The following is a 14,825-nucleotide window of genomic DNA, read 5'->3' on the forward strand; positions in this document are numbered from 1 at the left end:
AAAGAAAGCTTGACCCCAGCACTCCGGTGCTCAGGTTCTCCTGGCTGCCGGATGCGCACGTCTGCGGTCTTCACCGGATGCGTACACTTTAGCATTCCGCGGCCAATTTTTCGCGTATGTGCTCCGATCCACCTCTCATACGTCGGGCGAATGGCCGATCGGGATTTACGACGCGCCAAAAGGGCGCGCTGCCGTCTTGACTGATATGCACCAGGTGCCGCCGCACAGTCACTGGGCAGCAGGCGTCTGCTCCGTATTTTGCCGCGAGCTTACGTCGTAACTCTGCAAGGTCCGAAAAGTGGCCAGGTCCTGCAGCCCGGAGTTCGTCAGCGACCATTTTCTCGGTTGGGATCAGCATGCTCTGCGTAAGCGTCTTGCCTTTGCGTCGCGTTTTGACCACCGGCAATTCGCTCATAGTTCACCTCCAGGAACTCCCCTACAGAAGACGAACAAGGATGCCGCAATCCGACAGAATCTCGGATTGATTTGATTGCCGTGGCTCGAGGCCACAACCATGAACCCACAAAGACGTCTCCGGCCGGACACTTAGCAACCCGGACACTTAGCAACGAAGCCGACACAGCGGGACACCGAGGCAGATACTGTCCGCACGAATTCCTTGCAATGCACACGTCAAAATCCCCGCTTGCCTTATGGCGCCGGGGTGTTTGGCTCCGTGCTGCCCAACGGAACGGAACTCTACTTCTTCGCCCGACATGGCTCGAGCTGCAGCTCTAACCGGCATCGCGGTTGGTCAAGGCGATGTGGCAGCAGCCGGAACCGTGGCCCGCCGTCCAGGTGACGTTGTCGAAGCGCACTCCGGTGGCCTCGAACAGGCCGCGATCGAAGGCGCCGGCGATGCGGCAGAGCGTGGCGAGCTTCTCGTCATCGATGCCGGCTTCGACCCAGGCGTCCTTCAGCGGGCAGCGCCTGACCCTGAAGGCGATGCGGTCCGGGCCGCGTTCGACATCGGTCGGATACATGCGGCCGCCATCCGGGCTGACGGCCAGGAACGCCTCGCCGATCGCCGGTGCGTCGTTGGGGCCGAAATCGGCGAAGGCCGCCGCCGCAACCTCCCTGCCTCGCCGTTCGATGGTGCGGATCATGATCGCCTCAGCCTTTTCCGCGCCAACTTCCGCGGTCAGCTCGTCGAGCAACAGACGATAGAGATCGGCACGGTTGCGGAAGGCGGAATCGAGTTCGCGCGACAGTTTTTCGGCTCGGGCTTCGGCGTCGGTCATGATGCGTCCTGTTCGATCCTTGACAGTCTTGGCGCTGCCGCCACCAGCGCCTTGCCGATCGCGGATTGCGGCGCGTCGATGACGCTGCGGGCATCGCCGCTCTCGGCAATTCGCCCGGCGTCCAGAATGGCCATGCGGTGGGCGATGGCACGGACGACGCCGAGATCGTGCGAAATGAACAGATAGGCGATGCGCTCCTCGCGTTGAAGATCGAGCAGCAGTTGCAGGATCTGCGCGCGAACCGAAACGTCGAGCGCCGACACGGCCTCGTCGAGCACGATCAGCGACGGTTTCGTGGCAATGGCGCGGGCGATTGCAACGCGCTGGCGTTGGCCGCCGGAAATCTCGTGAATGGCGCGGCCGGCGAGACCGGGGCTGAGGCCGACGCGTTCCAGCAGAGCTGCAATTCGGCGCGGGCGCTCGGGGCCGGAGGCAATGTGATGGATGCGCAGAGGGTCGTCGAGCACACGCGCGACTGTGGCGCGTGGGTTCAAGGCGGCGAGCGGATCCTGAAACACCATCTGAAGACGGGCGCGCCGGCCGCGCAAGGCAGCGCCGTTCAGCGACAGGAAATCGCTGCCTTCAAATTCGATACTGCCGGTATCGAATTCGACGAGCCGGAGCACTAGACGAGCTTGTCGACTTGCCGCTGCCGGAAGGTCCGGCCAGCGCCAGCGTCTCGCCGGGGTCGATGTGGAAGGAAACGTCGTCGACCGCGGCGATGGTCTTGCCGCCGCGACTGTATCGTTTGGTCAGGCCGGAAACGGCGAGCAGCGGACTGGTCATGTTCGCCGCAACAGCGGCTCGGCGTCGAAGCCGAGATGAGCGTCAAGCAGCACACGAGTGTATGCGTGACGCGGCGCATTGACGATTTGGGCTGTCGAATCGAGCTCGAGCAGCTCGCCATGCCGGAACACCGCTATGCGCTCTGCAAGCTCAGCGGCCAGCGCAATGTCGTGGCTGATGAACAGCAGCGTCATACCGTCCTCGGCCACCAGTCGCCGGATCAGCCCGACAATCTCGGCCTGCACGATGGTGTCCAGCGCACTGGTCGCCTCGTCGGCGACCAGCAGTTTCGGCCCGGCCGCAATCGCTGCGGCGATCGCCACGCGCTGCTTCTGGCCGCCGGAGAGCTGATGTGGAAAGGCAAGCAAAGCGACATCGGGGTCGGGCAGACGGACCCGTTCGAGCAGGGTTTTTGCCTTGGCATAGGCGTCTCGCCAACTGAGGCCGAGATGGGTGTAGGCGACTTCCGCGATCTGCTTGCCTATTGGCATCACCGGATCGAGACTTGCGGATGGGTCCTGGAAAATAAAGCCGATGTCACGGCCACCGATTGGAGCATGGTCGCGAAGACCGGCAGGTGCCTTGGCACCAAACATTGGTGGCGGGCGCAAGAGCCAATCGATACGGCCTTCGATCCTGGCGCTGGCCGGCAGCAGCCCGGCAATGGCTAGCGCCAGCGTGCTCTTGCCGGAACCGCTCTCGCCGATGATGGCAAAGCGCTCGCCGGCGGGGATGTCGAGGCTGACATTCTTTAGCGCCGCCACCTCGGCGCCGTCGCGGCGATAGGTCACCGTCAGACTGCGAATCGAAGCAAGCGCCGTCACGACAGGCTCCTCCTCATCGCCGTGGTCTCGACGACGCCTTCGCCGGTGAGATAGACGCCGAGCACGGTCAGCACGAGCGCTACGCCCGGAATGATCGACAGGAAGGGCGCGGTGCGCAGCACGGCGCGGCCTTCGGCGATCATGCCGCCCCAGGTTACGCGGTTGGGGTCGCCAAGGCCGAGGAAGGACAATGCCGCTTCGGTGAGAATCGCCGCGGCGACGATCACCGACGACAAAGCCATTACCGGCGGCAGCGCATTGGGGAGCACCTCGCGAAAGGCGATCTCCAGCGGATGCATGCCGATGACGCGGGCGCCGGCAACAAAATCGCGCTCGCGGATCGACAGCACTTCGGCGCGCGCCACGCGTGCCGGTCCGGTCCAGGCGCCCAGCGCGATCGCAGCGACGATGACGCCGAGCGACGGCCCGACGATGCTGACGAAAGCCAAAGCCAGCAGAAAGGCTGGGACGGTCTGGAAAGCGTCGGTGATGCGCATCAGCATCTCGTCGACAAGACCGCCGGCAAAGCCGGCCAACGTGCCGATCACGGCACCGACGGCAAGGGCGGCGGCGGCTGCTGCCAGCCCGACCGCCAGCGAGGTGCGGGCGCCGTGGAAAAGCTCGGCAAGCACGTTGCGGCCGAGGCGGTCGGTGCCGAGTGGCAACGACCAGTCCTGGAACGGCGGCAGCAACGCCGGCCCGGCAATCGCCTGCGGATCGCCGGGAAAGAACAAAGGTGCGGCAAGCGCCACGGCAAACAGCGCCGCCAGGATGACCGCGCCGGCGATCGCTTCCGGGGTCCGGAGAAAGCGGCGAAGCGGGCTCACGCGCCGGCCTCACTGGCGCCGACGCGCGGATCGAGGAAGGCGTAGGCGATGTCGACGAGAAGGTTGATGATGACGACCAGGACAGCGCTGGTGAGAATAATGCCGAGCAGTAGTGGGGTATCCCGCGCGGCCACCGCTTCCTGCGCCAGCCGGCCGAGGCCGGGGACGGAAAAGACGCTCTCGATGACGACGCTGCCGCCCAGCATTTGCGCCGACTGCAGGCCGAACATGGTGACCAGCGGCAACAGCGCGTTACGGGCGACGTGAGCGAGCACGATGCGACGGCGGGAAAGTCCCCTGGCACGGGCGGCCAGCACAAAGTCCTGCCGCCACACCTCGGCCATGCCGGCGCGCATCATGCGCAGATAGAGCGCGAGATAAATGAAGCCGAGCGCCGAAACCGGCAGGACGAGATGGCGGGCGATGTCGGCGGCGCGATCGAGGCCGCTCTTGGCCGAGGCGATACTCTCGATGCCGCCGATCGGAAACCAGCGCAGGTCGACGGCGAAGACAATGATCAGCACAAGCCCGAGCCAGAAGCCCGGCACGGCATAGAGCGCCAGCGAACCGATGGACAGGAAGCGATCGCGGAAGCTGCCGGGTCTGGCGCCGGCATAGATGCCGAGAGCCGAGCCGAGGCCGAAGGAGAGCGCCGTGGCGCTCCCCATCAACAGCAGCGTGTTGGGCAGGCGCTCGAGGATGACATCGCGGATCGGCCGCGAAAAGCTGACCGATTGGCCGAGATCGAGATGCAGCAGCGCCCAAAGGTAATTGGCGAGCCGTGTCAGCTCCGACTGGTCGAGCCCCCAGCGGTGACGCAACAGCTCGATCATGCCGGCGTCGCCTCCGGTCGAGACGATGTAGGCATCGACCGCGTCGCCGGGAGCGGCTTCGAGCAACAGGAACGTGCCGATGACGACAATCAGCAGCACGAAGATGCTGCCGACGAGACGGCGGCGAAGGAGGATGACGGCGCGGGTCATGGCGCAACGCCGATAGGAGAGCCAAGTCTTCGGTGCCGCGCTTTACGGCGCCCCCCTCTGTCCTGCCGGACATCTCCCCCACAAGGAGGGAGATTGGCAGTTTCGGCGATGCCGGCCGTCTTGCAACGCTGGAGATTGGCGAAAGCGACAATGACAGCCGATCTCCCCGCTCGTGGGGGAGATGCCAAGTGGTGGCAAAGAGGGCAGGACAGAGGGGGGCGCGAAAAAGCTCTCATCGCTGAAGCTGAGCACCCACACAAGCGGCACGCAAGTCTGGAGAGACTTCCTTACCCCGCGAGCCAAGTGTCCGCCCAGTTCGATACTGCCCAGCGCGGGTTGTTAGCGATGTTGTTGACCGTATCGCGGGCGACGCTGATGAAACTCCATTCGGCGACGTTGATCAGCGGCAGGTCGGCGGCAACTTTTCTCTGGAACTCCTTGTAGAGTTCGGTGCGGGCGGCGGTGTCGAGCGTCTCCGATGCCTTGGCGATCAGGGCGTCGAGATCGGCATTCTTGTAGCCACCCTGGTTGGAGAAGGGCACGCCGTCGGGAATACCGCTCTGCACCAGGATGGTGGTCGAGATCGCCGGATCGCCGCGGAACACCGGCGGCCCGACCGCAAGGTCGAAGGCGTGGTCGGTGTAAACCGCCTTGATGTGCGCGGCAGAGTCGTTGTTGACCAGCTGGGCGTCGATGCCAATGACGGCGAGCGCCTGGCGCAGATAGTCGCCGAACTGCTTGGTTTCGTTGAAGTAAGGCGCCGGCAGCAATCTCAGTGAAAAGCGCTTGCCGTCATCGCCCCGGCTGTAGCCGGCCTCGTCAAGCAAGGCGTTGGCCTTGGCAACGTCGAAGGCGTAGGTCGGCACGTCGGCGGTGTAGAATTGCGGGTCGTTTTTCGGCACCGGGCCAGTGGCGGTGGCGGCATAGCCAAGGAATACCGTCTTGACGGCGAAATCCTTGTCGATGGCGTGAGCGATCGCCTGGCGTACTTTCAGGTCGGCCAGCTCCTTGCGGCGATGATTGATCTCGACGACGAGCTGGTAGGTCAGCCCTTCATAACCCTTGGTGATCACCTTGAGACCGGGCACTTTGGAGATGCGGTCGAGATCGGCCAGGGGCACGGCGGAGAAGGCGGCGAGCTGGATCTCTTCGGCTTCCAGGGCGCTGGCCGCCGACGTGCGGTCCGGCAGCACCTGATAGATGATCTCGTCGAGATAGGGCTCGTCCTTGCCCCAATAGTCGGTGTTCTTCTCCAGCCGGTAATATTCGCCGGGCTTGTGTTCGGCAAATTTGAACGGTCCGGTGCCGACCGGGGCGTTGTTGGCCGGGTTGTCCTCGATCTTTCCGGTCTCGTAGATGTGCTTGGGCACCACGCTGCTCAGCGCCGGCAAGGCGTTGCGGATCAGCTGGAACGGTGTCGGCTTGGCGAATTTGAACACGGCGGTGGTTTCGTCCGGCGTGTCGACGGCCTCCAGATCCTTGAACACGGTGCGGCCGAGATTCTGCAGCGGCTTCCAGACCTGCAGCGCCGAGAAGGCGACATCGGCTGAGGTGAATGGCTTCCCATCATGCCATTTGACGCCCTCGCGCAGTTTGAACGTCACCGCCATGCCGTCGGCGGCACCTTCCCAGCTGAGCGCCAGGCGCGGATCGAGCCCGTCCTTGCCGCCGAAGGAGGCCTCGGCCAAGGTTTCCACGATCTTGCTCGAGATGAAGAAGACGCCGTTCGAGGCGACAATCGCCGGATTGAGATTGCGCGGCTCGGAATCGGCGGCGACAACCAGTCGTCCACCCTTTCTCGGCGTCTGCGCCGAGCCGATCGTCGGCATGGCGGTGGAGGCCAACAGCAACGCCGAACCGGCCAGCATTGTACGTCTGGAAATGGTGAACTCTGGCATGATCGAACTCCGTCCTCTCCGCGGACCCAGCCGGGTCCGCCGTACCCCTCGGACGCTCGTAAGCATCCTGCAAAGCTGATTATGGGCCTTGTGCGGGGTTTCGCCAAAGACGGAATTGGCGCATCTCTACGTGGCTTTGAAATTTCCGTCCGCTGGACCAGTTGTACAGAAAACGGTTCGACGCGCGGTTCTAGCAGGACCAGACTGGAGTAAAGTGCAGCAGGTGGAGCAGCTTTTGGGGCTGGTTCGCCCGTTCTGGCTGGACCAGATCGGGCAAAATGATGCACATTTAAGCATAGCCGAGGTTCAGAGCCGGAAAAGCCGGTGCCGGCGAGCGGCCGGCTAAGGGATTTCAGGGAGAGAGACATGAACATTGCCCCAGGCAAGAATGCCGTCGGCAGCGTGCCGTTCGACCAGGCCAGGGTGGACGGGCTGATGGAGGAGGCCGGCATCGACGTGCTGCTCGCCACCTCCAAGCACAACACGCAATATCTGCTTGGCGGCTACAAGTTCATCTTCTTCGCCGCCATGGATGCAATCGGCCACAGCCGTTATCTGCCTGTCGTTGTCTATGAGAAAGGTGGGCCGGAGCATGCCGCCTATATCGGCAACCGCATGGAAGGCGGCGAGCACCAGAATCATCCGTTCTGGACGCCGACACTGCATGCCGCCTGCTGGGGTACGCTCGATGCCGCCAATCTGGCGGTCGAGCATTTGCGAAAGATCACCAAGGGCAATGCCCGCATCGGCATCGAGCCCGCCTTCCTGCCGTCCGACGCCTATATGCTGATCCGCAACGCGCTGCCGGATGCCAAGCTGATCGATGCGACTGATATGCTGGAGCGCATGCGGGCAATCAAAACCGAGGCGGAGCTGGAAAAGCTGCGCATCGCTTCGGAGCTGATCACCGATTCCATGCTGGCGACCATCGGCTGGGCACGCGAAGGCACGACAAAGAGCGAGATCATCGAACATCTCAGGCGCGAGGAAACCAATCGCGGCGCGCATTTCGAATATTGCCTGTTAACGCTAGGCTCCAGCCACAACCGCGCAGCCTCGCCGCAGGCGTGGAAACGGGGCGAAGTGATGTCGATCGATTCCGGCGGCAACTACCACGGCTATATCGGCGATCTTTGCCGCATGGGCGTGCTGGGCGACCCTGACGCCGAACTCGAGGATCTGCTGGCCGAGATCGAGACAGTGCAGCAGGCGGCCTTCTCCAAGGTCAAGGCGGGCACGCTGGGCGGTGACATGATTTCTCATGCCGAAGGCGTTCTGAAGAAATCCAAGGTTGCGGCCTATACTGATTTTTTCGCGCATGGCATGGGGCTGATCACGCATGAAGCGCCGTTCCTGATGACCAACCATCCGGTGACATATGAAGGCACCTATGCCGCAAAGCCGCTGGAGAAGAACATGGTGCTTTCGGTCGAGACGACCATGCTCCACCCGACGCGCGGCTTCATCAAGCTGGAGGACACGGTGGCGGTGACCGATGCCGGCTACGTCATGTTCGGCGATCGGGGCCGGGGCTGGAACAGGGGCGGGGGCGGCTTAGGCGCTGGTACCTAGCCCGTTCTTGAGATTACCTCGTTCGAGCAAACAATTGGTCACACCAGCGAGCATTTGCCGATATGGAACGCGAACTGCCCAAGCAGGTCTTTATCGACGGGTGCGAGCAGATCTCCATGGAGTTCGAACCGATTGGGTTCCGCTTTGCGAAAAGCGGTCCTCATGCGAGTCGTCGGGCCGGCGACTGGGCATTCAAAATCTCCTTTCAATCAAACTATCTGAACGTCGGCGGCGAGTACGTCGAACTCGTCGTGCATGCGTCGGTCTACAGCAAGGCAATAAAGGAGTGGGACGAGCGAAGCGCTTGGCCCGCCAGTGTCAGCGATTGGGTCGCCGGTGGACAGCTTGGCAATTTGCGAACCCCGCATCATTGGCGGACATGGAACATCGCAAACCCGCATACCCGCCAGGCTGAAATCGCGAACATCGTTGCCAACATCCAAACGACTGTCCTGCCGCTCTTCGAACGTTTCGACGTTCCGCGCAAACTAGCCGAACAGGTCGCATGTTCTGAAGTTCCGGGCTTCATGTTCCCTGAAATGCTGTTCGATTTGTACTCTGGCAGCTTGGTCCGGAGGCAGCGGAAAACTGTTTGTCCTATTGGGTGGCGCGCTTACCTTCGCCGGATGCTTTCCGATCAGAGCGCGATGTCCCCACTTTGCCGGATAGGCTCGCTCTGGGAAGCGATACTAACAACCTAGCAAGGGTCGCTCGTGCGATGAAGATTGGCCTCAGCCTGTGACATTATCTGCCCGGCGGATCAACCTGAAATCCGGCAACTCCCGCAATGCCAGTTCCGGCCCTGCCGGCGAATAGACGACGAAAAGCTGCATGGCCGCATCGCCGGTATTGAGCGTCGAGTGGAAGCGGCTTTCCGGCACATAGATGGTGCAGCCGGGGCCGACTTTCTCGACGACCGGGTTGCCTTTCTCGTCTTCGACCATCTGCTCGCCATTGCCTGAGATGACAAAGATGATCTCCTCCGCACCCGGATGGTTATGACGCGTATGGCCTTTGCCTGACGGTAGGTCGACGACACCACCGGAAAATCGCTTTGCGCCGTTCACTTCGGGAGCGACCGTCAGCGACAGCCTGCCCCAGTCGAAGCCGAAGGCGCTGACGTCTTTTGGATATACGAATACCTTGCTGTTCTCCGTCATCGTTCCACCCTTCTGTTTGCTGGTCTCTACGCAGCGCCGAACGTGACCGCCTTGAAATCCGCCGTCTGCCTGGCGATTGAGGCTTCCGCCGGCAGCCGCTCCATCGAACTGGCGCCATAGAACCCGTGCAGGCCCTTGCAGCGCTCGAGAACATATCTGGCGTCGTCCGGCATCGAGATCGGCCCGCCATGGCAAAGCAGGATCATATCCTCGCGCACTGAGCGTGCCGCTTTGGCGATGGCGTCGATCTCGCTCACACAGTCGTCCAGCGATTTAGCCGATGTCGCGCCAATCGAGCCGCCGGTGGTCACCCCCATATGGGCGACGACGATGTCGGCGCCAGCTGTTGTCATGGCGCGCGCCTCGTCTGCGTTGAAGACATAGGGCGTGGTCAACAGGTCGAGTTTGTGAGCCTCGGCGATCATGTCGACCTCGAGCCCGAAGCCCATGCCGGTTTCTTCAAAACTCTGCCGCATCTGGCCGTCGAACAGGCCGATAGTCGGAAAGTTCTGCACACCGGAAAAACCCATCGTCTTCAACTCGGCCAAAAGCAGCGGCATGATGACGAAGGGATCGGTGCCGTTGACGCCGGCCAGCACCGGCGTCTTCTTCACTACCGGCAGCACTTCGTAGGCCATTTCCTTGACGATCTCGTTGGCGTTGCCATAGGCGAGCAGGCCGGCGGCCGAGCCGCGCCCGGCCATGCGGTAGCGGCCCGAATTGTAGATGATGATCAGGTCGATGCCGCCGGCTTCCTCTGCCTTGGCCGACAGGCCGGTGCCGGCACCGCCGCCGACGATCGGCACGCCGTCCGCGATCATCTTGCGGAATTTCTCCAGGATTTTCTTGCGCGGTATGGCGGCCATGTCTTGGTGTCTCACTGTCTGGCGATGTCGAGGAAGGCCGTTGTGGCAGCCCAGGCGAATTCGGGGTCGTTGATATGAAGCGGCAAACGCAGCACGCGCCGCGTTTTGGCGGGTTTGATGGTACGCTCGATCGCCTCGAACAAAGCGGCATCGGCTTCAGGGTCGAAGAAGGCGCCGCCTTCAATGTCGAGCGCCGACACGCCTTTCTCCGGAATGAGGAAACGAACCGGACCCTGGCAGAGGCTCAGCCTTGTACCGATCCATTCGCCGATCGTTCTGCTTTCGTCGGCAGTGGTGCGCATCAGTGTGACGTTTGGATTGTGCTCATAGAACAGCCGGCCGCGATAGCGTTCCGGAATTGTCGGCGGCGCCCAGAAATTGACCATGTCGAGCGCGCCGACCGAGCCGACATAAGGCAGCCCGGTGCGGGCGATGGCGCCAAAGCGATCCTCGGTCGCCGGCAGCACGCCGCCAAACAGCAAGTCGCAGACTTCGGTCGTTGTGATGTCGATGACGCCGGACAACAGGCCGCTGTCGGCCAATTTTTCCATGGTGCGGCCGCCGGTGCCGGTGGCATGAAAGACCATGCAGTCATAAGTCGAACGAAGCTCATCGGCGATCGCGGTCACGCATGGCGTGGTGACGCCGAACATGGTGAGGCCGACGGACGGTTTGCCGTCGGGCGGCGGCGCCGGCTTTGTCGCCATGCCTGATATCGCCTGGGCGGCATTGTGCAGCACGACACGCGAAAGCCGGTTGAGGCCGGCCATGTCGGTCACCGACGGCATCATGACGATGTCAGAGACGTCGACATAAGGCGCGGTGTCACCCGAGGCCAACGTCGAAACCATGATCTTGGGCAGACCGAGCGGCAGCGTGCGCATGCCTGCGGTGATGATCGAGGTGCCGCCACCGCCGCCAATGCCGATAATCCCGGCAATATCGTTGCGCGACTGGACAAACCGGGCAAAGGCGGCAGCCATCGCCGCCACCGCGGTGCCGCGATCGTCGACGCCGAGCACGGCATTGCGACCCTCGGAATGGTGGCTGGCGACCTCGTCTGCCGAAACATCGACCGGCACGGTCGCGCCGCGTGTTCCGATGTCGACACGGGCAATCGAAGCGCCGGTAGCCGCGACCGCATCGGCCAGAAATGCGAGTTCCTCGCCCTTGGTGTCGGCGGTGCCCACCACATAGATGCGCTTCATCGCGTTTCCCCGGTCTTGGGCGTGCTCGGCGCTGCGGCCCCTTTTTGCCCGGCCGTTCGACGGCGCGAAGGGCCATTGCAATTTTTTGAGACACGCGTATCGTATTGACATGAATGTCTCACGTCAACAAGCGGCAATGGACAACGGTGCCAGCCAAGGGCCGAACCCCCAAGTAGAGCGCGGGGCCCGCGCGCGCACCAGGCGTCTCATGCTTGAGACGGCGACAAAGCTGATGCAGGCGGGCGCCACGCCCTCCGTCAGCGAGGTGGCGGAGGCAGCGGAGGTCTCGCGCGCCACCGCCTATCGGTATTTTCCGAGCCAAGCGGCGTTGGTGCAGGCGGTGGTCGATGAGGGGCTTGGGCCGATCCTTACGTGGAAATCGAGCTCTGCCGATCCCGAGCGCCGGGTCGCCGAGCTGTTCGAGACCGCCATGCCGCGCATCGAGGTCTTCGAAGCGACGTTCAAGGCGGCGCTGAAACTGTCGCTCGACCAGTGGGCGCAGCGACAGGCAGGCACGCTTGACGGCGAACCTGCCTTCACGCGCGGCCATCGCGTCGATCTTTTGAAAGATGCGATCGCGCCACTCAAAGGCCGGTTGCCGCCGCGCGAATTCAAGCGGCTCGCGCAGGCGCTGTCATTGATCTTCGGTGTTGAGGTGCTGATCGTTTTAAAGGATATATGGGGATTGGATAGCCGCAGTATGATGTCGGTTGCGCAATGGGCGGCCGGCGCTCTTGTGCGCGCGGCTATGACCGAATCGATGATTGAAGGAGATGGGATCGCGCCGACGACCGCCGTGAGATGACGCCAATCTGGTTCGACCAGATTTTCAAGCTGGCTATTCATGCTACTAGCGATGCAGCGGCCCAAGTAAGGCATTCATGTATCAAGGAGTAGGAAAATTCAGGGAAAACAGGCAGATATCGCAGAAGCCAACTTGTCTGCGTGTCCGCCACCGTCCAAGAAAGGGCTTGACGTTCCTCTTAAATTGGTAATACCAGATCAGGACAAATAAAGCGGATCAAAGGTGAAGGCTGAGATCCGTTTCCGTCGAGCGAGGAGGCTCACAGACCGAAACGGTGCCGTCACGGGAGGACTACCAGGGCCGGCCTCGATGCCGGTTCTCATGAACGGTAGAATGCGCACAAGGGAGGAAATCATTATGCGCAAGACAATGACCAGCTTGCTTGCTGGTATCGGCCTAGTGCTCGCCTGCGGAACGTCCGTCTACGCGCAGGAAAAGGAACTTACAATCTTCTGGGCGGAATGGGATCCGGCCAATTACCTGCAGGAACTCGGCAACGAGTACGAGAAGGAAACCGGCGTCAAGATCACGGTGGAAACCACACCGTGGCCCGACTTCCAGACCAAGGCCTTCACCGAGTTCAACGCCCATGGCGACGCCTACGATATGGTCGTCGGCGACTCGCAATGGCTTGGTGCTGGCTCGACCGGTGGCCACTATGTCGACCTGACCGACTTCTTCAACAAGCACAAGGTCGGTGAAGTGATGGCACCGGCCACGGTGAAATACTATGCCGAATATCCGGGCGGCAGCAGCAAGTACTGGGCCATTCCGCTCGAAGGCGACGCCGTCGGCTGGTCCTATCGCAAGGACTGGTTCGAAGACCCCAAGGAAAAGGAAGCCTTCAAGGCCAAGTATGGCTACGATCTCGACGTGCCGAAGGATTTCAAGGCGCTACGCGACATCGCCGAATTCTTCTACCGGCCGGACCAGAAAAAATACGGCATCGCCATCTACACCGACAATTCCTATGACGCGATGGCGATGGGCTTCGAAAACGCGCTGTTCTCCTTCGGCGGCGAGCTGGGTGACTATAAGACCTACAAGGTCGATGGCTTCATCAACTCCGACAAGGCGATCGCGGCGCTCGACGCCTACAAGGAACTCTACAAGTTCACGCCTCCGGGCTGGGCCAAGTCGTTCTTCGTCGAGGACAACCAGGCGATCACTGAAAACCTGGCCGCGATGAGCATGAACTACTTCGCGTTCTTCCCCTCGTTGATCAACGAGGCGTCGAATCCGAACGCCAAGAACACCGGCTTCTTCGCCAATCCAGCCGGACCTGGCGGCGACCAGTTCGCCGCACTCGGCGGTCAGGGCATCTCCATCGTTTCCTACTCGCAGAAGCAGGAAGAGGCGACGAAGTTCCTGGAATGGTTCATCAAGGACGAGACCCAGAAGAAATGGGCAGCGCTTGGCGGCTACACCTGCAGTGCCGCCGTGCTCAAGTCGCCCGAATTCCAGAACGCCACGCCCTACAACAAGGCGTTCTACGAGACCATGTTCAAGGTCAAGGACTTCTGGGCGGTTCCGGAATACGCGGAACTGCTGCAGCAGCTTAACCAGCGCATCTATCCTTACATGATCGGCGGCGAAGGCACCGCCAAGGAGACGCTGGACGCACTGGCAGCCGACTGGAACGCGACCTTCAAGAAATACGGCCGCGGCCAATAAGTATGAAGTTTCACGGAGGGGGCGTTCGTGCCTCCTCCGTTTCTTTTTCTGATTTTTGAACCGGGAGCAGAGTCTTGGCGACCACGATGATCACCACGCTGGACAGGTCCTCGCGGGCCGCCGCTCGCGGTCTAAGCGACATTTCGATCCGCAATCTCTTCATCATCCCGACGATCCTGTTTCTGATCGTCTTCAACATCTTCCCGCTGATCTATTCGCTGGGCTATTCGTTCACCGATTTCCGCGCCTCGACCAGCGCGGCGGCGAATTTCGTCGGGCTGCAAAACTATCGCGACCTGCTCAGCGATCCCTATGTCTGGTCCAACTTCGCCATCACCGCAAAATACGTCATCATCTCGGTCGCCGGCCAGCTGCTCGTCGGCTTCGGCGTGGCCATGCTGCTCAATCGCGACATTCCGCTCAAGGGCCTGCTGACGACGCTCCTGTTGTTGCCGATGATGCTGTCGATGGCCGTCGTCGGCCTGTTCTGGAAGCTGCTCTACGATCCGTCCTTCGGCATCATCAATTATGCGCTGGGCCTCGGCACCTTCGAATGGCTGTCGAATCCGAAAATGGCGCTCTATGCGGTCGCGCTGACCGACATCTGGATGTGGTCGCCCTTCGTCATGCTGTTGTCGCTGGCCGGCCTGTCGGCCGTGCCCAAGCATCTCTACGAGGCAGCCGCGATCGACAGGGCCGGGCCGTTCTACACCTTCTTCCGCATAACGCTGCCGCTGGTTGCGCCGATCCTGATGATCGCGGTCATCTTCCGCACCATGGAGGCGTTCAAGACCTTCGACCTCGCCTACATCCTGACCAGCCAGCCGACGGCCGAGCTGATCTCGATCCGGCTCTACAAGATGGCGTTCCAGGAATGGCAGACCGGGCGTTCCTGCGCGCTCGCCTACATCGTGCTGATCATGGTGCTGGCGATCACCAACATCTATGTCAAATACCTCAACAAGGTGAAGGAGCGCTGAG

13 protein-coding genes and 1 pseudogene are annotated in these 14,825 nt (G+C 61.9%); 5 read left to right on the forward strand and 9 right to left on the reverse strand.

All coding sequences use genetic code 11. The features are described from left to right. Nucleotides 1-734 precede the first annotated feature (734 nt). The 6 genes and pseudogenes from NKI39_RS21745 to NKI39_RS21770 form a co-directional block, all read right to left on the reverse strand. Nucleotides 735-1,241 (reverse strand): L-2-amino-thiazoline-4-carboxylic acid hydrolase, encoded by a 507-nt coding sequence (locus NKI39_RS21745; protein ID WP_352474855.1) that lies wholly within the window; start codon nt 1,239-1,241, stop codon nt 735-737. After that, nucleotides 1,238-2,027: pseudogene (locus NKI39_RS21750) on the reverse strand (ATP-binding cassette domain-containing protein). Before NKI39_RS21750 ends, NKI39_RS21745 begins: the two are co-directional and overlap by 4 nt. After that, nucleotides 2,024-2,851, reverse strand: coding sequence for an ABC transporter ATP-binding protein (locus tag NKI39_RS21755; RefSeq protein ID WP_352834276.1), 828 nt, complete (start codon nt 2,849-2,851; stop codon nt 2,024-2,026). The pseudogene NKI39_RS21750 and the gene NKI39_RS21755 overlap by 4 nt, the downstream one beginning before the upstream one ends. Further along, complete coding sequence (locus NKI39_RS21760) at nt 2,848-3,678, reverse strand: ABC transporter permease (RefSeq protein WP_352448411.1); 831 nt, start codon at nt 3,676-3,678, stop codon at nt 2,848-2,850. Before NKI39_RS21760 ends, NKI39_RS21755 begins: the two co-directional genes overlap by 4 nt. Next, entirely contained in the window at nt 3,675-4,661 is a 987-nt protein-coding gene (locus tag NKI39_RS21765; RefSeq protein WP_352834279.1) for an ABC transporter permease, read from the reverse strand. Before NKI39_RS21765 ends, NKI39_RS21760 begins: the two co-directional genes overlap by 4 nt. Before the next feature lie 287 nt (nt 4,662-4,948). After that, the gene (locus NKI39_RS21770) at nt 4,949-6,559 is read right to left on the reverse strand and encodes an ABC transporter substrate-binding protein (RefSeq protein ID WP_352834282.1); all 1,611 of its coding nucleotides are present in this window, start codon (nt 6,557-6,559) and stop codon (nt 4,949-4,951) included. Nucleotides 6,560-6,925: 366 nt separating this feature from the next. Here NKI39_RS21770 and NKI39_RS21775 point away from each other — a divergent pair, with 366 nt between their 5' ends. Together NKI39_RS21775 and NKI39_RS21780 are read left to right on the forward strand one after the other, a co-directional pair. Further along, complete coding sequence (locus NKI39_RS21775; protein ID WP_352834285.1) at nt 6,926-8,131, forward strand: M24 family metallopeptidase; 1,206 nt, start codon at nt 6,926-6,928, stop codon at nt 8,129-8,131. Nucleotides 8,132-8,193: 62 nt separating this feature from the next. Then, nucleotides 8,194-8,832, forward strand: coding sequence for a DUF4304 domain-containing protein (locus NKI39_RS21780; RefSeq protein ID WP_352834288.1), 639 nt, complete (start codon nt 8,194-8,196; stop codon nt 8,830-8,832). A gap of 30 nt (nt 8,833-8,862) precedes the next feature. Here the strand turns inward: NKI39_RS21780 and NKI39_RS21785 are convergent, their stop codons facing one another. The 3 genes from NKI39_RS21785 to NKI39_RS21795 are packed head-to-tail and all read right to left on the reverse strand — an operon-like array spanning nt 8,863 to nt 11,365. Further along, a complete protein-coding gene (locus NKI39_RS21785) occupies nt 8,863-9,291 on the reverse strand; it encodes a cupin domain-containing protein (protein WP_352834291.1) in 429 nt (142 codons plus the stop codon). A 26-nt stretch (nt 9,292-9,317) separates the two neighbouring features. Further along, nucleotides 9,318-10,157 carry a phosphoenolpyruvate hydrolase family protein gene (locus NKI39_RS21790; RefSeq protein WP_352474864.1) on the reverse strand — a complete coding sequence of 280 codons (840 nt, stop codon included), beginning with the start codon at nt 10,155-10,157 and terminating at the stop codon, nt 9,318-9,320. 11 nt (nt 10,158-10,168) lie between these two features. Continuing rightward, entirely contained in the window at nt 10,169-11,365 is a 1,197-nt protein-coding gene (locus NKI39_RS21795; protein WP_352539466.1) for a Tm-1-like ATP-binding domain-containing protein, read from the reverse strand. A 109-nt stretch (nt 11,366-11,474) separates the two neighbouring features. Here NKI39_RS21795 and NKI39_RS21800 point away from each other — a divergent pair, with 109 nt between their 5' ends. From NKI39_RS21800 to NKI39_RS21810, 3 genes are all read left to right on the forward strand, one after another. After that, nucleotides 11,475-12,170, forward strand: coding sequence for a TetR/AcrR family transcriptional regulator (locus NKI39_RS21800; RefSeq protein ID WP_502895683.1), 696 nt, complete (start codon nt 11,475-11,477; stop codon nt 12,168-12,170). Nucleotides 12,171-12,527: 357 nt separating this feature from the next. Continuing rightward, a complete protein-coding gene (locus tag NKI39_RS21805) occupies nt 12,528-13,844 on the forward strand; it encodes an ABC transporter substrate-binding protein (protein WP_352448404.1) in 1,317 nt (438 codons plus the stop codon). A 74-nt stretch (nt 13,845-13,918) separates the two neighbouring features. Then, on the forward strand, nt 13,919-14,824 hold the full coding sequence (locus NKI39_RS21810; protein ID WP_254816733.1) for a carbohydrate ABC transporter permease: 906 nt from the start codon (nt 13,919-13,921) through the stop codon (nt 14,822-14,824). Nucleotide 14,825: the final 1 nt, after the last annotated feature.

The sequence above is a fragment of the Mesorhizobium sp. M0664 genome, from assembly GCF_040320565.1.
GTDB lineage: Bacteria > Pseudomonadota > Alphaproteobacteria > Rhizobiales > Rhizobiaceae > Mesorhizobium.